This is a genomic window from uncultured Bacteroides sp. (assembly GCF_905207245.1).
Taxonomy (GTDB): domain Bacteria; phylum Bacteroidota; class Bacteroidia; order Bacteroidales; family Bacteroidaceae; genus Bacteroides.
Genome location: NZ_CAJLKP010000023.1, coordinates 1 through 19,154 on the forward strand (window position 1 = coordinate 1; position 19,154 = coordinate 19,154).

The window sequence follows — 19,154 nt, forward strand, 5'->3', positions numbered from 1 at the left end:
TAGCTTGTAGCCTGTAGCTCGTAACTTTATTCCCTTCTGCACCTTTTTTTAGTAAAAACTTTCCCTTTCCCTGTGATTTCCTCCCACTCCTTCCGACAAATAGAGCAAGAAACAATTTTAATCTACATCAAATATGAAACATTTATTTCGCAGTTTACTGGTTGTAGCATTAGTGTTATGCGCCAGTTTTCAACAAGCGGTAGCACAACAAATGCAATTCCCGCCCCTTCCCGTTGACAAGAATGTCCGCATCGGCCAGTTAGACAACGGTCTTACTTACTACATCCGTCACAACAAATTACCCGAAAACCGGGCCGAGTTCTATATCGCCCAGAAAGTAGGTTCCATCCTCGAAGAACCGCAACAGCGCGGACTTGCACACTTCCTGGAACACATGGCCTTCAATGGCACGAAAAACTTCCCCGGTGATGACAAAGGTCTCGGCATCATACCTTGGTGTGAAACCGTAGGCATCAAATTCGGTACAAACCTGAATGCTTATACCAGCATCGACGAAACAGTTTATAACATCAGTAACGCTCCTATCGACCGCCCCAATGTACTGGATTCCTGTTTATTGATCCTGCACGACTGGTCTAACTTCATCTTACTGAAAGATGATGAGATCGATAAGGAACGTGGAGTTATCCGTGAAGAATGGCGTAGCCGTAACAGTGGCATGCTGCGTGTTTATACCGACCTGTCTCCCGTAATTTATCCGGGCGACAAGTATGCAGATTGTATGCCCATCGGTTCTATCGACGTTATCAATAATTTCCCTTATAAAGATATCCGCGATTACTATCACAAATGGTATCGCCCCGATTTGCAAGGTATCGTTATCGTAGGTGATATCGATGTAGACGCCGTAGAAGCCAAATTGAAGGCAGTATTCGCTGACGTGAAAAAACCGGAAAATCCGGCAGAACGTACTTACTTCCCTGTAGCAGACAACAAAGAACCTATCGTAGCCATCGGTACGGATAAAGAGGTGGACGACCCGTCTATCGAACTCTATTTCAAGCAGGATGCAACTCCTGATTCTGAAAAGAACAATGTAGGTTATCTGGCTTCCCAATATATGGTAAGCATGATTACCAGTATGCTGAATGCCCGCCTGAGCGAAATTACCCAAAGCGCTAACCCGCCGTTTACCCGTGCTGCCAGTACTTACGGCAACTTCTTCCTGTCTAAGACAAAAGAAGCTCTCAATATTTACGCTTCAAGCAAAGCTGACGGCATTGAAGAAGCTATGAAAACTCTATTACAAGAAACAGAACGTGCCCGTCGTTTCGGCTTCACCGAATCAGAATATAGCCGTGCACGCGCCAATTATCTGCAACGTTTGGAATCTGCTTACAATGAACGCGAGAAAACCAAACACGGTTCTTATGTACGCGAATATGTACGCAACTTCCTGGATGCAGAACCTATCCCGGGCATCGAAACAGAATACGCCATGATGAACCAACTGGCTCCGAACATCCCTATACAAGCCATGAATATGGTCATGCAGCAACTCGTTCCGGACAGCAATCAGGTAGTAATTATTGCCGGTCCTGAGAAAGAAGGATTGAAGTACCCGACGAAAGAAGAAGTTGTCGCTTTGCTGAAAGGCATGAAGAATCTTGACCTGCAAGCATATGTAGATAAGGTATCTGACGAACCTCTGATGAAAGAAGCACCGAAAGGTGGCAAAATCGTTTCAGAAAAAGAAGGTGAAATTTATGGCAGCACAAAGCTCGTCCTCTCTAACGGTGTAACGGTTTACATCAAGAAGACCGACTTCAAAGCTGACGAAATTCGTATGAAAGGTACCAGCCTGGGTGGTAAATCCATTTTCCCCGACAAAGATGCACTAAACTTCGCTGTTATGGATAATGTGGTTGCCGCAGGTGGTTTGGGCAATTTCAGCAAAGTAGACCTGACAAAGGTATTGGCTGGTAAAAAAGTATCTGTTCAAGCCGGTCTGGGTGCAACAACTGAAAACGTATTCGGAACTTGCTCCCCGAAAGACTTTGAAACCATGATGCAGTTGACATATCTCACATTCACAGCTCCGCGCAAAGACATGGAAGCATTCGAATCTTACAAGAGTCGCACGAAAGCGCAGTTGGAAAGTGCACAAGCAAACCCGCTTTCTTCCATTGGAGATTCTTTACAGAGAGCTATGTATGGCAACCATCCGCGCTTAGTATTGCTCAAACCGGAAATGATAGACCAAATCAATTATGACCGCATTCTGGAAATGTACAACGACCGTTTCAAAGATGCCAGCGACTTTACATTCTACTTTGTAGGTAACATCGACCTTGAAACCGCCAAACCGCTGATTGCGGAATATCTGGGTGCACTGCCTGCCATCAACCGCAAGGAGACCTTTAAAGATACCAAGATGGAGATCCGTAAAGGTGTATATAAAAATGAATTTGCTAAGGAACAACAAACTCCTACAGCAACCATCGTATTCCTGTATAGCGGAAAAGCTCCTTATACATTGAAAAACAATATCCTGTTGAGCTGCATGACTCAGGTTCTCGATATGGTTTATACCGAAGAGGTACGTGAGAAAGAAGGAGGTACATACGGTGTGAACTGTATAGGCAATTTACAGAAGTATCCGAAAGAACAACTGCTGATGCAGATCATCTTCCAGACCGATCCGGAAAAGAAAGACAAACTGGCTGGTATTGTAGTAGATGAATTGAAGAAACTGGCAGCCGAAGGTCCTTCCGAGGTACATCTGCAGAAGGTAAAAGAGTATCTGTTGAAAAAGTATGCCGACAACCAAAAGGAAAACGCATACTGGCTGAACAACCTGAATGATTACTTCTTCTATGGTATGGATATGACTAAGGACTATACAGACCTTGTAAATGGTATCACTGCCAAAGAACTCCAGAAGTTCGCAGCAGACTTACTGAAACAAGGAAACGAAATTGAAGTAACAATGACGGTGAATAAGTGATAATAACTAATAACTAAATAACATGAACTTATTTCTCGAACTACGCAAGCACGGAAAGTTGGCAGAAAAGCGGCATCCGATGTACGAAAAGAGTAAATTCGGAAAGTTTTGGATGTACTTCATGAGTGTATTCTGGGCTGGTTATCTGATCTTCTTTGGTACAACATTTGCGTTTGCCTTCGATGGTGGAGCAAAAGAAGCCTACCATGTAATGAATAGCGGACTGATATTTATCCTTGCCCTCGACTTTCTCTTACGGCTGCCTTTTTTGAAAACGCCCACGCAGGAAGTTAAGCCCTACTTATTGCTTCCCATCAAACGCAACCGTTTGATAGACTTTCTGCTCTTGCGTTCCGGACTCAGCAGTTTCAACCTGTTCTGGCTCTTCCTGTTTGTTCCGTTCGCCATCATCACCGTCACCAAATTTTATGGAATAGCAGGTGTGGTGACCTATTGCATCGGCATCTGGTTGCTTATTATATTCAATAATTACTGGTATTTACTGTGCCGCACGTTGATGGACGAACGCATCTGGTGGTTCCTCTTGCCGGTAGCAGTATATGGCGGCATTGCGGCGGCACTCTTCATTCCGGACAACAGTCCGTTGTTCGCTCTCTCAATCGAACTGGGTGAAGGATTCATTACCGGAAATATACTGATATTTGCCGGTACCCTGGTAGCCATTGCTCTCATGTGGTTCATCAACCGGAGCATCATGCAGAAATTGGTCTACAATGAATTGAACAAAGTAGAAGATACGACTGTGCAAGTTAAAACCGTATCCGAATACAAATTTCTGGATCGTTACGGGGAAATAGGTGAATACATCCGGTTGGAACTAAAATTATTGCTGCGTAACAAAGTATGCAAGAAGTCACTCTATTCCATCACTGCAGTAGTACTGATGTTCAGCCTTATTATCAGTTTCTCTGATATTTACGACGGAGGTATGCGCGATTTCTTCGTACTTTATAACTATATTATTTTCGGCATCCTGTTCCTTTCACCTCTGATGAGCTATGAAGGTAATTACATTGATGGACTGATGAGCCGCAGAGAATCTATCTATTCGTTGTTGCGTGCCAAATATATTTTATATAGTCTGGCTCTCATCATTCCATTTGTGTTGATGATTCCTGGCATGGTAACAGGCAAAGTGTCCGTACTGACCTGTGTGTCATGGCTTGTATTTGTTCCGGGAGCTGTATACTGCTGCCTGTTCCAGTTGGCAGTGTATAACAACAAGACACTTGCACTGAATTCAAAGATGACCAGTCGTCAGAATGTGGGTACAGGCTTGCAAAATCTCATATCGGGAGGAGCCTTTGGCGTGCCATTGTTGTTGCTCTTCGCATTAAAAGCAACCGTCGGTACAGAAGTTGCCCCATGGATTCTCATTGGCATCGGCATTATATTCATTGCCACTTCAAGATGGTGGTTAAGGAATGTATATCACCGCTTCATGAAGCGCCGGTATAAGAATATGGAAGGATTTCACGATAGTAGACAAAAATAATTACGAATATGATAGAGATTAACAGACTTCAAAAGAACTTCGGACAAAAGAAAGCCGTAGATATTGAGAAATATATCATCGAACAAGGTGATATGTTAGGATTGGTAGGTAACAACGGAGCTGGTAAGACTACCCTTTTCCGCCTGATGTTGGACCTGCTGCAAGCTGATCAGGGTAATGTAACAATCAACAACATCGACGTATGTAAAAACGAAGACTGGAAACAGTTCACCGGTGCTTTCATCGATGATGGTTTTCTGATTGATTATCTCACTCCAGAAGAGTATTTCTACTTCATCGGTAAGATGTATGGTCTGAAAAAAGAAGAAGTAGACGAACGGTTGCTTCCGTTTGAACGTTTCATGAATAATGAAGTGATTGGTCAGAAAAAGTTTATCCGTAACTTCTCTGCCGGAAACAAGCAGAAAATCGGTATCATCTCCGCTATGTTGCATCATCCTCAATTACTTATTCTGGACGAACCGTTCAACTTCCTTGATCCGAGTTCGCAGTCCATCATCAAGCACTTGCTGAAAAAATATAATGAAGAGCATCATGCCACGGTAATCATTTCAAGCCACAATCTGAACCATACGGTAGATGTATGTCCCCGTATTGCCCTGTTGGAGAACGGTGTGATTATCCGCGATATCCAGAATGAAAACAATTCGGCAGAGAAAGAGCTTGAAGACTACTTCAATATCAGAGTAGAAGAAGAAATTGAAGAAGAACTGGCGGAAGCAGTGATCGAAGAAACACCTGATCCGGAGACAATCGTTGAAGAAACAGTAGTTCAACCGGAAAAGAAAGAAGAATAGGAATGAGAAAACACTTCTTATATATAGTTGCACTTGTCGGACTGGCATTTAGTTTAAGTTCTTGTCGCAGCTCGGCGCCGCGCCTCGACTATAAGGCACTGGCTAAGGCGTCTGTCCGTTTGGGAGTAGATATAAATAAGGAAGATAACCATAAGCTGTACATCGCCTCTGCGGAGTGGTTAGGTGTTCCCTACCGCGCAGGCGGTGACAGCAAACAGGGTACCGACTGTTCCGGTCTGGTATCACAACTCTATACAAGAGTATATAACATCCGTCTGGCCCGAAGTACTAACGACCAGCTTAAAGAAAGCAACAAAGTATCCCGCCGTAACCTGCGTGAGGGAGACCTGGTCTTTTTCACCAGCCGTGCCTCCAAAAAGAAAGTGGCGCACGTGGGTATCTACCTCAAAAATGGAAAATTCATCCATGCCAGCACCAGCAAAGGAGTAATTGTCAGTGCTCTCAATGAAAAGTACTATACGCAATACTGGCTTTGTGGGGGAAGGGTAAAATGATAGTTTAAACTTCAAAAAGAAAAAAGAATGAAAAAAATTTTAGGTATTCTCCTCTTTATCGGCATTGCGCTGAATGCCAACGCACAATTATTGTGGAAAATCTCTGGTAACGGTCAGGAAAAACCTTCCTACATTTTGGGTACACACCATTTGGTACCATTAAGTATCAAAGATAGCATCGCCGGACTGCCACAAGCTATAGACGGAACTGCCCAAGTATATGGAGAAGTTGTCATGTCCGAAGCAATGTCTCCCGAATTCATGCAAACAATGCAACAGAGCATGATGATAGCAGGAGATACCACTCTTCAAGCTCTTTTCACTCCTGAACAGTATGAGGCAGTAGGCAAGGTAGTAAAAGAAAATATGATGGCTGACATTGCTATGCTGGCAAAATTGAAACCGGCCGCCATCACTCAACAGCTTACCGTGATATTGTGCATGAAACATTTGGGCGGTTTCAATCCGCAAGAACAACTGGATACTTACTTCCAGCAACAAGCCATACAGAACGGTAAAAAAGTAGGTGGTTTAGAAACCCTTCAGTCCCAGATAAACGTACTCTTCAACAGCCAGACTTTGCAACGCCAAGCCAATTTACTCTATTGTCTCGTAAGCGACATTGACAAGGCTATGGACCAGACCAAACGTCTGAACGAAGCATATAAAGCCCAGAAACTGGATGATATGCTGAAGCTGATGGAAGAACGTGATGGTAACTCCTGTGATCCGCTACCGGGTGAGATGGAAGCTTTGTTAGACAACCGCAACAAAGCATGGATTGAGAAAATGCCGACTATCATGAAGGATGCTCCTACTCTATTTGTGGTTGGTGCCGGCCACCTGCCGGGAAATAATGGCGTATTAAACTTGTTGAAACAGGCAGGTTATAGCGTAGAACCTATGAAATAAAAACTATAAATTCTCTCTTTACTAACATTTTATAAACACGAAACAATGTAAGATACCGGGTGATTGCAAGTGATTGCAGTCACCCGATTTTACATAAAAAAGGGTACATCAGGATTCATACCTAACATACCCTCGTTCATCATTATATAAGTTTCACTACATACCCATAGCATTGGCTCCCAAAACTCCTAACACAGCCGATGCCACAGCTATTACAATTTTCAAAATCTTATCCCAAACCGTTTTTTTCATATTCTTCAACATTTTAATAATGAACAGACTGCGCAGCCTTTAATTTTTAATTCTTTAATTTTTAATTTCTGAAGCCTCCGGCTTCAAGACCCTATCCCAGTGGATCTTCGCCAAGTCCTCCTTCGCCACCGGAGTTTCCTCCTCCACCGTTACCCGAATCATCATTGCCAGTAGCATCTTTACCCGTCCACTTCTCGAATTCAACACCTTGCCATAGCGCACGGGTAGTACCCAGAGCTGCAGGACGTGTATATTCGGGAGTAAACATGAAATGCAAAGATGTCACCTGATTCGGAGTTACATCTTTCTCATTATCCACTCCCTTTCCACGTGTTCGTGCCATCACAGTAAATGTTCCCAAACCATCCAGGCGGACAGTACGGCTATTCAGTAATTGCAACCGCATCACCGACACCAAGTTTCTGATTACATTGTGCACATCACCCGGTGTTGCCGAGCACTTTTCAGCCACCATCTCACCCAACTGCTGCAAACTTACAGCCCGTCCCACTTTCTTCAAAGTCAGGTGCCATTGGTTCACACCATCTTTCGTTTTCAACTGCGATTGTCTCGCATAATACAATAAAGGCATAATCTTTCTCCTTTTACTTTTAAATTCAACTTCATTTTATTTTTGCGTTGATCAACAGTGCAAAGGTGAAGATTATATCAGGGATAAACGAAGAAAGCAGGACTACAAACACTGTTATCTCAAATAAATCTATAAACTCCTACAAATCAAGCATATAAAACAACGCTATCCAACTGATTTAGGGATAGCGTTATTTTTCCGGAACAATAAGTTCTAATATGATTTATGAAATTCTGTTGGTAATAGCACAGGAATACCCGAATACTTATAATCTTTAATATTCCTCGTTATTATACCTTCAACAGAAGTGTCTTGTAATGCAGAATAATACTGTATTGCATCTTCATAATCAGAGAATTCAGAATATAATGCTTTTTTTATTATCTCCGCATCAACTGATAAAATAGAAACATATTCAGACAAATCACGTAAACTTGAAATAGCATTCTCTTTTCCTGCATACTTACGCAGAATATAATAAATAGTAGAATAAGACAGAGCACAGATAGACAAATGCACCTCCCCTCTTCCTGCAGCATCAAAAAGCTCGCAAGCAGCATCAGCATATCCCTCGCGATCTGCCAACATATCAATTACAACATTAGTATCTACAAAATAGTGCTTCATCAGATTCTTTCTTCCAGTTCTTTTTTATAGTCAAAATCTTTAGGCAACTTTACAACTCCACGTAGTTTAGAAGAGACCGGAGTCGCTTTCCTTCTTGATTGAGTTTGCACCAATTTGCGCAACTGTCCCTCTAATATTTCAGACACAGTTCTTCCTTTACTTTTAGCATATTGGTTAAGACTTTCTAATAGAGTATTATCTAATTCTATTATTAAATTCGTTGTCATACTTCATTCTCCTTTCCAATACAAAGATACCATTATTTATTCAATCAACAAGAAGATAAAAAGAAAGTTCTTTCAGAGTCGGTTAGCGTCCAATTTAGACATATCCCATACGGAAAACCGCATTTAAGCGGTTTCCGTATAAAGTTTATTAAAATCTGGATTGTTTTTTAATATTTATTATTATTTAATCCGATAGTTATCGGCAGCAAATTCTCATAATCGGTACGACCGATCACTATCTGTTTGAAGAATTCCTTCAGATATTGCAGTACAGGTACGCCTTGCATCTTGCAGGTAGATATTATCGTATGGTATGCGGCTGATACACTTGCCATCTTTCCGCTTCCGAAGAATAGCGAGTTCTTACGTTCTCCGGCTAAAGGACGTATGAAACGTCATGCGTATATGCAAACAGTTGTGTCCAAAAAGCCTTCAGATACCGGAGAGCCTTTTCCATTAGTTCACCCCGTGGAGGATGATCATCACTCAACAATGCGTCAAGTTTACTGCGCAGACGGATTATGATTTCTTTTGTCTTAAGATTGTTCCGACATGTCTTTATCTGTTCCGGGGAAAGCCGCCCATGCTCATATTCAGCCTCCAACACATAAAGTTCACCAATGCAATCAACGAAGAAAGCGGCATCAAGGTCACCACCTTGTTCCATGGCATATTTGAACTTTGCCCTTGCATGTGCCATGCAACAAACATGTTCGATGTCTGTCAGATTGTCATCAAGATACATATATACGTTATATCCATCTGACTGTAACGCTTTTATTCCATGGTCACCGAGGATATGGCGTAATACGTCACGACCTCTGGAACCATCCTCATAGCAATATATGACAATCTTCTCTGTCTTGTTGACAAGATACCATATATACCTCCTGTAAGCGGATTTAACTTTCACCTTGCACCAGGTCTCATCACAATGGATGACTGAATCTTTTTCAAGGCAACATTCTTTCAGGAAACCTATCAGTTTGTTAATATGAAATGAACCTTTCTCAAGCCAATTGGTCAGGGTCATGCGGCTTAGCCGCATATCCTCGTCAAGGATACGTGATATCTCTCTGTACAAAGGAGTGTCAAGAACATATTTGTTGAAAGCAAGATAAGCCATAAAGGTACTTGACGCATGAGTACCGGGTACGACATCCATTATTTCAGGTTCGCCATCAAGAGGAAAGTATCCGTCACGGATGATTCCCTCAACTGTCTTGTAGCGGATTACTTCATAATCATGCTCTATTATACTGCTTACCTGCTCGTAAGAATACCGGCGCATACGTTTTATGATAATGGCACCTTCAGGCAATTTCGTTATATCACATTCATGGCAGACGGATTTGTCGGCCGTCATGGTGCGGTATGCCTTACCTTGTCTGTACAGGCGGACTTCTTTCTCCTTCTTTTCCGGTTCCACATCAGACTTATCAGAAGCTGACGATGTGTTTCCTAAAGATTCCCGTGTCCCGTCAAAATCATCCTTGTTTTTGGTATGGTCATCATCCTCTGTTTTCTTGGACTTACGTTGCTGACTCTTGCTGCCATAAGTATGCTTATTATTCAGTCGGATAACCTCTTCCAGAGAAGTTATCTTTTTAAGCAGATGCTCTATCAGGGAATCTTTGGCCTTGGCCCGCTTTTCTGATTCTGCGAGCATAGCTTTGAGGTCGGACATTTGCCTGTTCACATCAAGAAGCCCATCAAGCTTGGCCATGAGTTCCTCATTGCGCTTTTCATCGCGAAGGTGCATGGCCATAAGCTCACATAACAATTTTGATTTTTCGTCACTTGACATATCTGAATATGGATCCACCCAAGGTTCCGGAGAATCATCCCTGGCCTTAAGCAGCTTTGATGAAGTTAATATTCTAGTGCGTTCTTCCTTGTCCATATTCATTGTCTGTCACACTATAAAGATACGAAAAAACAATGATACTGACAAGAAAACACACGATTATTTACCTAATATTCAGACCCTTAATTACAGGGATTTCCAATAATAACACAACATCTTCCCAATTGATTTTATGCACGGGAAGGTTGTTTTCAAACTCGACATGCATAAACTTATAACCGGGAACAAAACGTTTCTCATACAGGCTGTAAGAACGTCTGTCGTAGCTGAACAGACGATAAGCCTATGGTCTTTGGACATCACTATAAACACGTCGCCAGCCTGAGGCTCACGGGCCAATTGCTGGTGTATGATAGACAATACACGCTCATATTTGCAACGCATATCGTGAAAGCCACGCAAATAATAGAATTGATTCAGGCCGGTGATGCTTAACATAAAGCCTCCAACTTCTCTACTAAGCGTTTTAGACCATCGTAGCTTAAATTTCGCTGTTGAATATGAATACCGTTGGTCATCCGAATATCCACCATGATGCGGGAAATACCTGATGATTGTGGAGAAGGGGCAACTTCGTTCTCCGAAGTACTCTCCGCGAGACTCGCAGGAGCACCTTCCACATGAACGGGAACTAACTTGTGACGCGTATCCTTGTACCATTTTTCAAACAGGTTATAAGGGAGCTTGTTTCTAAAGCAGAACTTCTGCATCGATTCGCCGGAAGGGGCGGCTTCAGCTTTGTAGCGAATAAAGAATCTTTCAAAATCTGAGTTGCTGTACATTAATTTATGCATTCATCAGCGAAGGTCATATATAGCTTTTTGGGACGCTAACTCTGGACCGGAACGATTTTCTTACGAGTCTTAACAAACCAAGCATTAAAGTCACGATAAGGAACACCTTGGGTTAGACAAAACGAATTGATCGAAACTCCTTGGGGATCACCCTCAGTCTTGTAGAGGAACCATAACTTTTCAAAATCACTGCTGCTGTACATAAAACTACTTTTTTAAGTGTCCAGCAAAGGTAAAGACTAAATGGGAACAGATCAAGACGTCATTTTGGGACGCTTACCAATGAGTGCTTACTCTTCAATAGCAATTGCTAAAAGTTCAAAAAAATAGAATAATCAAAAGAAAGAAATTCTAGGATTTATTCAAGAAAAATTTCTTATATAAAAAAACACCAATCTTTGGTGAAATAAGATGCCCTGCCAATTGGAGTGCAATAACATATAGAAGGTCAGACAAGCCAGCATATCCGCTTTTATAATTATTATAAATGACTCGTATAACAGCTTTTGAATCTGTCATTGATATTCTCCGTGAGAACTGGTCTTTATTGGACCTATATAACAAAAGAGGTTCGGGAATATTCATTGCATTCACATGATTTTGCACTATTTTAGTAAATAGAGCAAAATCCTCACCTCTTTGAGTCTCGTTATACCCACCATATTGGGCCACAATACTCTTTTTGTACATGACTGTTGGGTGATTAAAAGGATTGCGTCTCTTGCCAAATCTATAAATCTCTTCATAAGTAGATGGCATTTTTTTTCTTCCTTCAATTACATTTTCATCATCAGAAAACAACAAAATGTCCGATCCTAAAATTCCAAGCTCAGGGTCTTTATTAAAAGCAGCTATCTGCTTTTCAAATCTGTTAGGCAGTGAAATATCATCAGCATCCATTCTGGCTACCAATTCATTTTTACATTTTGCCAATCCAAAATTAAGAGCCGCCCCAAGGCCTTTATTAGCTTCATAACCACAGACATGAATGAAGTTATACTTAGATGAATATTCATCAAGGATAGCTTCAAGTTCTTTTGTTAGTGGGCCATCTTTGACTATGACAAAATCATCTGTAACAAACCTTTGCGATATAATACTATCTATACTCCTTCTAAAATAATGAGGATTTTCTTTATTATAAACTGAACTTAAAACGCTATATTGGCTGTAACTCATAAGTTATTGTTTATCTTTTCTACAATACCCTTGGCATCAATACCATACTGACCTCTCAGATACTTCTGATCACCAACTCTTACCGAGTATTCATCATTCAAACCCGTGCGAAGCAATGTGGCTTTTTTTTCCTTCATTTCAGCCATTACCTCAGCAACAGCTGATCCAAAACCACCAATGATATTGTGCTCCTCACATGTTACAATCAATTCGAAACTCTTTGCAACCTGCTCGACAGTTTCCTTATCAATAGGCTTTACTGTTGGAAATGTATAAACAGCAGGATTGATAGTCTTGTCATTCAGCATTTCCTTTGCAGCTGTTACCTCCTCAAAGATAGCACCAGTAGAGAAAATAGCAACCTTCGCGCCATCGCACACCTTGATAGCTTTACCAATCTGAAAATTATCAATCTTATCATGAATACGTTTCTCTCCTCCTCTACCTAAGCGAAGGTAAGCAGTTCCCTGGTATTTAACTAATGCCTTAGTACATTCCTCAGCCTCAATAAGATCCGCAGGAGCAAGTACAACTATATTTGGTAGTGCACGAAGAATCGCAAGATCCTCAGTTGCCTGATGGCTCATACCAAGAGCACCATAAACGAAGCCACCACCAATACAAACAATTTTCACATTAACATTGTGGTAAGCGCAATCATTACGAATCTGTTCTAGACAACGAAGTGTTGGAAAGTTACCAATACTGTATGTAAATACGTTTTTGCCCGTTAGTGCCATACCAGCAGCCACACTAGTCATATTCTGCTCTGCAATACCGGCATTGGTAAACTGATCTGGACATTGCTCCCAGAAAGGTTTCAAAACTCCAAATCCGAGGTCACCAGTTACGAGTTCTATATCCTTATCTTCTTTGGCAAAAGCTACCAAAGTTCTCACAAATGTATCTCTCATTTCTTTATTTTATACGTTATGAACCTTTTCTGTTGTACCAATCTTTGCATCCACTCTTCTCATCTTCTCTGGATAAGATGTATTCCAAGTATAAGAGAAAGTGTGATCATTGTAGATGTCATCATTCTCAGTAGGCAATTGAGGGTTCTCAATGCCATTTGGAGTATAAAAATCATCACATCCCTCTGGCTTAATCTTATGCAATTCGTTAACAGCACAATCATACTCCCATCCGTCGTGTGGGAAACGGTAGTGCCAAAGAATATCATTCTGCATAAAAGGTATTCCATACCCCTTGATGGTATTCGCAATGATAACAGTTGGCTTGTGGTCATCATTTGCAGAATATTCCGCAACCTTCTTGAAAGCAGACTTCAACTCTTTATGATCATTGCCATTGACTTCTATCACATTCCATCCAAAAGCCTTCCACTTCTCACCAAAGTCCTCAATTTCCAATGTATTCTCATTGAAGTCCATACTTTGCATATGGTTATGATCTACAATAGCACAAAGATTATTTAAGCGGAAATGATTAGCAAACAATGCAGCTTCCCATACCGAACCTTCATCACATTCTCCATCACCAAGGACAACAAATGAACGTTCCTTGCGATTATCTTTCTTAAGTGCATAAGCAAAACCTACAGCTGCGCCTAGACCATGACCTAAAGAGCCTGTAGAGAAATCAACACCAGGAAGGTGGTGAGATACATGACCAGAAAGACGACTGCCATTCTGATAATGGGTTTTCAGTTCCTCAATATCAAAGAAACCACACTCTGCAAGTGCAGCATATATAGAAGCACCTGCATGGCCTTTACTCAAAATAAAGCGGTCACGACCTTCCCATTTAGGATTCTTTGGATCGTAATTCAACACATTGCCATATAATGTTGCCACAATATCTGCAACAGAGAGAATTGCACCAAGGTGACTACCACCACTTAAATGAGTCATTTCTACTCCATGTCGACGAATCTTCCATGCTAGTTGCTCGCTAGTCCATTTATAAATTGCCATATTTTCTATTTTAGTTGAGTCCTTTCGTATTTATCTACAATCTCCTGTACAGACTTAGGTAATTTGTCTGACTTGGTTATTACCTTATAAACTGTCCACAAAATACACTTGATATCACCAAAGAATGAATGATGATAACGATAGTAAAGCTGTAGTTCCAACTTCAATGGGCGAACCATTTTCAAGTAATATTCATCAGAGTCTGCAGCCTCTGTAAAGTCCTTAAACTGAGCAATATTTACCATTGATGCCCAATCAGTAATTCCTGGTTTCTGATCAAGAATTGGCATCTCTCTATCGGTATACATATTTATATAGTAACGCAATTCTGGGCGTGGACCAACCAAACTCATATCACCTATCAAAACATTAATTAACTGAGGAAGTTCGTCCACTTTAGTTTTACGAAGGTAGTGACCAATCGTTGTGATACGATCGTCATCATCACCAACATTCCACTTGCCCTTACCCTCGCAATCAGGTTTCATACTCCGGAACTTAAATATGCGGAAATCCTTTCCATAATGACCTACACGAACACCACGAAAGAATATACCGCCTTTAGAGTCGATAACGATAATCAATGAAATAATCAAGAGGATTGGAGACAAACAGACCAATCCTATAAAACTAAATATTATATCAAATAATCTTTTCATATTTTATTACATGTTAGCACCATCTACAGGAATATTTGCTGCCTGCATGAAAGATGATTTATCACTTGCCATAAAAACAACCACATTCGCAATCTCCTCAGGAGAACCAAAGCGATTAACAGCCTGATGATGACGAAGGAAGTCCTCAACACGTGGGTGACCTTCTCTTACGTACTTATCCCAATAGCTGCCCTCGAAAGCTACAGCCCCTGGCATAACAGAACACATCAACACTCCTGTAGGAGCTAACTTGCGCCCAACAGTAGTAACATAAGCATTCAAAAATGCCTTAGCAGATGCATACAATGGATTGCCACGAAGCATCTGAGCAGAAATAGAAGAAATATGAATAACGCGCCCACAACCTCTCTCAATCATTGGAGGAAGAAGAATACTATTCATATCAATTGAAGCAAGCACATTAAATCTCAATGCATAAATCCAATCCTCAATACCAGCAAGATGATCACGACTAACAAGCGAACCACCTACATTGTGAACTACCACATCAAAGACACCATATTTTTCGATCAAATCAGAAGCAAACTTCTTTGTATCACATTCCATGATGTCAACAACCTCGTACTGATATGATTCTACACCTATTTCAAGAGCTTTCTTTCCTACCTCCTTTAAGAGATCCTCAGAACGTGCAATATTAACGATCTTACAATTTTCCTTTGCAAAGCCCATTACAATACCTTCACCTATGCCCTTACTACCACCAACAATAAGAACGTTTTTTGATCTTAAGCCTATATCCATTATTTATAATTTGTTTTATTTTTCCATACCTTAATCTCTCGTATTAAACTTAAAGTTGCTCTATATGCCTAAACAACAATTCATACGATATACCTTTTTTGTGTATCCTATAGAGATTATCAAGTTTATATACATAATCGTCCAATGAATAGACTCTATTTGTGTCATCTTGGCTAGCGTAGAATAACAGGCTTGATTCATAACCGTACAGGAATAATTTTCTATTCGACATAATAAGTGGCTCCATAGGTTCATCATCATTGATTACGCTCGTTTTTATAGATTCCTCTTCAATTTTTTTTTCTATCAATGCTTTAACCTTACAATCTTGAAATGGATGATACTTAATATAAAGCGTATTACAATTCTTTTTTAGCTTATTTACCAAATAACTAATTGAACTTATAAAACTCTTTTCGCTAATGAGATTGTATTCAAGGAGGGGACTCACTATAAAAATATGAGACCCATATTCCAGAGGTAGAAATCCATTATACTTAGGAAAAGGTAATTGAATAAAATCATCTATCAATGGCTCAATGTCACTTTTAAAATAGAAATATTTTGGTCGTAATGACGATTTGCGATACGGTGCAAGAAATGGATGTTCAAATTCAATTCTATTGCTAAAAAAATCAAGTCCTTTTAATAAGTAATGCTTTATGCCATGAAATAATACGGGGGGACGTTTGAACAATTCTTTTTTATAGCTTCCAATTCCTTCTTCGATTAAATTATAACCTACACACAATGAATTTGTTATCATCGATTGGCACGCAAATGATGTAGTATTTGGAATATATAGAATATATTTCTCATTCGTTGTAGCCTCACGTACAAAAGCATCCAACTTCCGTATACTTAAAGGTAATCTTAAGAATTTTCCAATTGATATTGACTTAAATAGAGTCATTATTTCAGTTCCATCTACTGAATTATATATATCTTTTTCATATTTATTTACGTAATGATTATCTATAAAAAAAATCACATCATCAGGATTAATATCTAAGAAAGATATTATACCCTTCGAAATATAAAACGTTATAGAACTGTGAACACAGAATAGATGTTTCATTTATTTCATTGTGCTATTTGTTTTTTTAACACATTTCCGCTATAATCAATATAAAGAAGTCCTCCATATAAAGCTAAAAAATACGGCAATGCAAAAACGAAAGGCCTTTGGTAGACAGATAGAAAAAATATAAAAATATATAAAACTTTAAGTTTATTACTATATGCAAATTTATAAGCACTTAAGAATAAAGAACCCAATATAAGAATAGTACCTATTAAGCCATAATCAACAACATATGATTTATATGATGAAACGCTAAAAGACGTCTTTGAAGCATATCCAGAACCCATTCCAGTTAAGAAATCTTCAGACATTACAAACGATTGATAAAATTTATTAAAGGCATCTTCGGCTCTATTATCCATATTTAAAATACCCTCTTTATTACTAGGAGAAAATCTTTGAATAGTACTATTTACAGCCTGATTACCGAAATCTAAATTTGCAACACTAATAATAAGACTTAATATTACTGCTAAGACAATCCACATCATTTTGCTTTTATAACGTGTAAAAACAAAATATACAAAGATTAAAATAAGAAAAGCTGCCGATAGCGTGAAGATTCCTGCTACAAACATTACAATATTATCCCATCTCTTTAACTTGACCCCATCAGCTACTAAATATAGAGCTAATAACGTTCCAAAATAACCCGGTTCGTTAAAAAGTCCGCACAGACGAAAACCTGTTTCAGATGCATAAAAATAAGCAAAATGGAAATTGATATAATAAGTACCAGGTATATCCAGATAATATGGTAATACCTCAAATGGGAAAAGACTTGTAATATATCCCAATATAGCTATTATACCGCAAAAGCCCATGACCACTAGATATTTCCTATAATATGTAAAGACTTTAAATTTTGTGTCACTATCCAGAAAACAGAACAAACACATCAAATAGAAGTAGAATGGTTCGAAACATATACTTACATCATATAAATATAAATATCTAAATGAGCAGTATATCAAAAAAGGCATTATAATGACAACAGAACTAGTTCGTTTTTTTGATTTCAAAATTGAGAATAATGCAAATAAAGAAAGTATTAAGGTTACAATCGTAAGAATTTGTTTTTCTCCTTGAGTACTTAGAGTACTATCCCCATGCGAACCTGCCCAAGAAAGAATAGCCACAATAAGGAAAAACGAAAACGATACAAAATCAAATAATCTTAAAAATTTAATCATAAATAGATGCGTTTATGCAACAACTGACATATTAATTTAATTTATAGTAATATATCCGAATATTTATTTACCATTTCATCTATTATGAATTGATCTAAGAAAAGTTTTCTCGAATTAGTTCCCATCTCTTCCCAATTATATTTATCAATATTAAGTAATACATTATAAATTTCCTTGGTAGATGGCTCTACTAGTATGCCATTATATCCAGTTTTAACCATTTCTGGTATACCTGCAATCTTTGTTGAAATAATTGGCAAAGACAATCTCATTGCTTCTAGAATTGACATGGGAAATCCCTCATCTTTACTTGGAAGAATAAAAATGTCACTTTCTATCAAATATTTGTCAACATTATTCGTAAATCCTTTAAAAGATACATAATCCGAAAGATTATTATCTTTGATTTTTTTCTCTAATGCAGATCTTATCACTCCATCTCCTAAAACAGTAACATGAAAGTCTATTTTTTTCTCTTGAGCAATTAAGCATATTGCATCTACAAGCATTCTCTGACCTTTACGTTCAGTCACTGATCCTACACAAACAATCTCCTTACGTTCATTATGAACATATTGACGACCGTCTTTTAAGTCAGGTAGGCCGTTATAAATATAATGAACTTTACCAGGATTAATTTCCGGATTTAATTTGCAAAATGTATTTGCAGGATTCTGAGCCACAAAACAGATATCTGTTGCAAAATTTATTACCTTCTTATACATACAAAGAAGAACCTTCATACCAATATTTCTTTTGCGAGCAAGGCTTCGATGGTAGCATTTCTCCATCTTTAAAGGTTCGCCATTAGTATGAAGTACTAACACTAATTTTTCAAAAGGACATTTGTATTTTAGAAAATAATAACATGTATACATATCATGAATAAAAATAGTATCGATATTATTAATATTATCTTTATAATATCTAACTATTGCTTTGGCATGACGCATGTATGTGATATACAACGAAAAAAGAGCTATCAAGCTACTATACTGAGAAATAAAGTTAATGATATCTTTTATCCTTGAAGTCACAGATATCTTATTTTTTATATTGACATCATAATTTCTAGGTGATATTGTATCCATCGAAAATGATACTATTTCCACCCCATTCCTTAAAAAGTCTCTGTTTTCAACTAAAGACTTAACAACCTTGCTTGCACCTGTTGGAGCATTCAACCAACTACCATATATTAATGCTATTTTTTTCATTTTCTTCAGCCTTATGCAATAGAATCATTCCA

20 protein-coding genes are annotated in these 19,154 nt (G+C 39.0%); 5 read left to right on the top strand and 15 right to left on the bottom strand.

The window, feature by feature from the left end:
• The first annotated feature begins 133 nt into the window (after nucleotides 1-133).
• From QZ135_RS09185 to QZ135_RS09205, 5 genes are read left to right on the top strand one after another with little or no spacing between them, the layout of a single operon-like run.
• Entirely contained in the window at nucleotides 134-2,968 is a 2,835-nt protein-coding gene (locus QZ135_RS09185) for a M16 family metallopeptidase (RefSeq protein WP_294608192.1), read from the top strand.
• Nucleotides 2,969-2,990: 22 nt separating this feature from the next.
• Nucleotides 2,991-4,484, top strand: a complete 1,494-nt coding sequence (locus QZ135_RS09190; RefSeq protein WP_294608195.1) for a DUF5687 family protein — start codon at nucleotides 2,991-2,993, stop codon at nucleotides 4,482-4,484.
• A gap of 8 nt (nucleotides 4,485-4,492) precedes the next feature.
• Nucleotides 4,493-5,302 carry an ABC transporter ATP-binding protein gene (locus QZ135_RS09195; protein ID WP_294608198.1) on the top strand — a complete coding sequence of 270 codons (810 nt, stop codon included), beginning with the start codon at nucleotides 4,493-4,495 and terminating at the stop codon, nucleotides 5,300-5,302.
• A gap of 2 nt (nucleotides 5,303-5,304) precedes the next feature.
• Nucleotides 5,305-5,817: a C40 family peptidase gene (locus QZ135_RS09200; protein WP_294608201.1), complete on the top strand. Its 513-nt coding sequence runs from the start codon at nucleotides 5,305-5,307 to the stop codon at nucleotides 5,815-5,817.
• 27 nt (nucleotides 5,818-5,844) lie between these two features.
• Complete coding sequence (locus tag QZ135_RS09205) at nucleotides 5,845-6,729, top strand: TraB/GumN family protein (protein WP_294608203.1); 885 nt, start codon at nucleotides 5,845-5,847, stop codon at nucleotides 6,727-6,729.
• Between the two features lie 156 nt (nucleotides 6,730-6,885).
• On the opposite strand, the gene QZ135_RS09210 is transcribed toward QZ135_RS09205, so the two are convergent.
• The 15 genes from QZ135_RS09210 to QZ135_RS09280 all read right to left on the bottom strand — a co-directional run bounded on the left by QZ135_RS09210 (nucleotide 6,886) and on the right by QZ135_RS09280 (nucleotide 19,122).
• Entirely contained in the window at nucleotides 6,886-6,981 is a 96-nt protein-coding gene (locus QZ135_RS09210) for a smalltalk protein (RefSeq protein ID WP_294608205.1), read from the bottom strand.
• 91 nt (nucleotides 6,982-7,072) lie between these two features.
• Nucleotides 7,073-7,573 (bottom strand): HU family DNA-binding protein, encoded by a 501-nt coding sequence (locus QZ135_RS09215; protein WP_294608208.1) that lies wholly within the window; start codon nucleotides 7,571-7,573, stop codon nucleotides 7,073-7,075.
• 213 nt (nucleotides 7,574-7,786) lie between these two features.
• A complete protein-coding gene (locus QZ135_RS09220) occupies nucleotides 7,787-8,200 on the bottom strand; it encodes a PIN domain-containing protein (protein ID WP_294608210.1) in 414 nt (137 codons plus the stop codon).
• The gene (locus tag QZ135_RS09225; protein WP_294608213.1) at nucleotides 8,200-8,427 is read right to left on the bottom strand and encodes a DUF6364 family protein; all 228 of its coding nucleotides are present in this window, start codon (nucleotides 8,425-8,427) and stop codon (nucleotides 8,200-8,202) included. The genes QZ135_RS09220 and QZ135_RS09225 overlap by 1 nt, the downstream gene beginning before the upstream one ends.
• A 167-nt stretch (nucleotides 8,428-8,594) precedes the next feature.
• Nucleotides 8,595-8,762: a hypothetical protein gene (locus tag QZ135_RS09230; protein ID WP_294608216.1), complete on the bottom strand. Its 168-nt coding sequence runs from the start codon at nucleotides 8,760-8,762 to the stop codon at nucleotides 8,595-8,597.
• 41 nt (nucleotides 8,763-8,803) lie between these two features.
• Complete coding sequence (locus QZ135_RS09235) at nucleotides 8,804-10,330, bottom strand: transposase (protein ID WP_294608218.1); 1,527 nt, start codon at nucleotides 10,328-10,330, stop codon at nucleotides 8,804-8,806.
• A gap of 395 nt (nucleotides 10,331-10,725) precedes the next feature.
• On the bottom strand, nucleotides 10,726-11,076 hold the full coding sequence (locus QZ135_RS09240) for a hypothetical protein (RefSeq protein WP_294608221.1): 351 nt from the start codon (nucleotides 11,074-11,076) through the stop codon (nucleotides 10,726-10,728).
• Between the two features lie 363 nt (nucleotides 11,077-11,439).
• A complete protein-coding gene (locus tag QZ135_RS09245; protein WP_294608224.1) occupies nucleotides 11,440-12,267 on the bottom strand; it encodes a glycosyltransferase in 828 nt (275 codons plus the stop codon).
• A complete protein-coding gene (locus QZ135_RS09250; protein ID WP_294608227.1) occupies nucleotides 12,264-13,181 on the bottom strand; it encodes a transketolase C-terminal domain-containing protein in 918 nt (305 codons plus the stop codon). Before QZ135_RS09250 ends, QZ135_RS09245 begins: the two co-directional genes overlap by 4 nt.
• Before the next feature lie 9 nt (nucleotides 13,182-13,190).
• The gene (locus tag QZ135_RS09255) at nucleotides 13,191-14,204 is read right to left on the bottom strand and encodes a transketolase (protein WP_294608229.1); all 1,014 of its coding nucleotides are present in this window, start codon (nucleotides 14,202-14,204) and stop codon (nucleotides 13,191-13,193) included.
• Between the two features lie 5 nt (nucleotides 14,205-14,209).
• Nucleotides 14,210-14,863, bottom strand: a complete 654-nt coding sequence (locus QZ135_RS09260; protein WP_294608231.1) for a sugar transferase — start codon at nucleotides 14,861-14,863, stop codon at nucleotides 14,210-14,212.
• Between the two features lie 6 nt (nucleotides 14,864-14,869).
• Complete coding sequence (locus QZ135_RS09265; RefSeq protein ID WP_294608233.1) at nucleotides 14,870-15,628, bottom strand: SDR family oxidoreductase; 759 nt, start codon at nucleotides 15,626-15,628, stop codon at nucleotides 14,870-14,872.
• Nucleotides 15,629-15,677: 49 nt separating this feature from the next.
• On the bottom strand, nucleotides 15,678-16,706 hold the full coding sequence (locus QZ135_RS09270) for a polysialyltransferase family glycosyltransferase (protein WP_294608236.1): 1,029 nt from the start codon (nucleotides 16,704-16,706) through the stop codon (nucleotides 15,678-15,680).
• A gap of 5 nt (nucleotides 16,707-16,711) precedes the next feature.
• On the bottom strand, nucleotides 16,712-17,905 hold the full coding sequence (locus QZ135_RS09275; RefSeq protein WP_294608240.1) for a hypothetical protein: 1,194 nt from the start codon (nucleotides 17,903-17,905) through the stop codon (nucleotides 16,712-16,714).
• 41 nt (nucleotides 17,906-17,946) lie between these two features.
• Nucleotides 17,947-19,122 (bottom strand): glycosyltransferase family 4 protein, encoded by a 1,176-nt coding sequence (locus QZ135_RS09280; protein WP_294608243.1) that lies wholly within the window; start codon nucleotides 19,120-19,122, stop codon nucleotides 17,947-17,949.
• Nucleotides 19,123-19,154: the final 32 nt, after the last annotated feature.

Bases quoted from the DNA above. Each gene is read 5' to 3' on its own strand.
- QZ135_RS09270 (WP_294608236.1), bottom strand. From the start codon at position 16,706: ATGAAACATCTATTCTGTGTTCACAGTTCTATAACGTTTTATATTTCG.
- QZ135_RS09220 (WP_294608210.1), bottom strand. From the start codon at position 8,200: ATGAAGCACTATTTTGTAGATACTAATGTTGTAATTGATATGTTGGCA.
- QZ135_RS09265 (WP_294608233.1), bottom strand. From the start codon at position 15,628: ATGGATATAGGCTTAAGATCAAAAAACGTTCTTATTGTTGGTGGTAGT.
- QZ135_RS09215 (WP_294608208.1), bottom strand. From the start codon at position 7,573: ATGCCTTTATTGTATTATGCGAGACAATCGCAGTTGAAAACGAAAGAT.
- QZ135_RS09185 (WP_294608192.1), top strand. From the start codon at position 134: ATGAAACATTTATTTCGCAGTTTACTGGTTGTAGCATTAGTGTTATGC.
- QZ135_RS09210 (WP_294608205.1), bottom strand. From the start codon at position 6,981: ATGAAAAAAACGGTTTGGGATAAGATTTTGAAAATTGTAATAGCTGTG.
- QZ135_RS09195 (WP_294608198.1), top strand. From the start codon at position 4,493: ATGATAGAGATTAACAGACTTCAAAAGAACTTCGGACAAAAGAAAGCC.
- QZ135_RS09260 (WP_294608231.1), bottom strand. From the start codon at position 14,863: ATGAAAAGATTATTTGATATAATATTTAGTTTTATAGGATTGGTCTGT.
- QZ135_RS09225 (WP_294608213.1), bottom strand. From the start codon at position 8,427: ATGACAACGAATTTAATAATAGAATTAGATAATACTCTATTAGAAAGT.
- QZ135_RS09230 (WP_294608216.1), bottom strand. From the start codon at position 8,762: ATGGCAAGTGTATCAGCCGCATACCATACGATAATATCTACCTGCAAG.
- QZ135_RS09205 (WP_294608203.1), top strand. From the start codon at position 5,845: ATGAAAAAAATTTTAGGTATTCTCCTCTTTATCGGCATTGCGCTGAAT.
- QZ135_RS09240 (WP_294608221.1), bottom strand. From the start codon at position 11,076: ATGTACAGCAACTCAGATTTTGAAAGATTCTTTATTCGCTACAAAGCT.
- QZ135_RS09250 (WP_294608227.1), bottom strand. From the start codon at position 13,181: ATGAGAGATACATTTGTGAGAACTTTGGTAGCTTTTGCCAAAGAAGAT.
- QZ135_RS09190 (WP_294608195.1), top strand. From the start codon at position 2,991: ATGAACTTATTTCTCGAACTACGCAAGCACGGAAAGTTGGCAGAAAAG.
- QZ135_RS09245 (WP_294608224.1), bottom strand. From the start codon at position 12,267: ATGAGTTACAGCCAATATAGCGTTTTAAGTTCAGTTTATAATAAAGAA.
- QZ135_RS09235 (WP_294608218.1), bottom strand. From the start codon at position 10,330: ATGGACAAGGAAGAACGCACTAGAATATTAACTTCATCAAAGCTGCTT.
- QZ135_RS09275 (WP_294608240.1), bottom strand. From the start codon at position 17,905: ATGATTAAATTTTTAAGATTATTTGATTTTGTATCGTTTTCGTTTTTC.
- QZ135_RS09255 (WP_294608229.1), bottom strand. From the start codon at position 14,204: ATGGCAATTTATAAATGGACTAGCGAGCAACTAGCATGGAAGATTCGT.
- QZ135_RS09280 (WP_294608243.1), bottom strand. From the start codon at position 19,122: ATGAAAAAAATAGCATTAATATATGGTAGTTGGTTGAATGCTCCAACA.
- QZ135_RS09200 (WP_294608201.1), top strand. From the start codon at position 5,305: ATGAGAAAACACTTCTTATATATAGTTGCACTTGTCGGACTGGCATTT.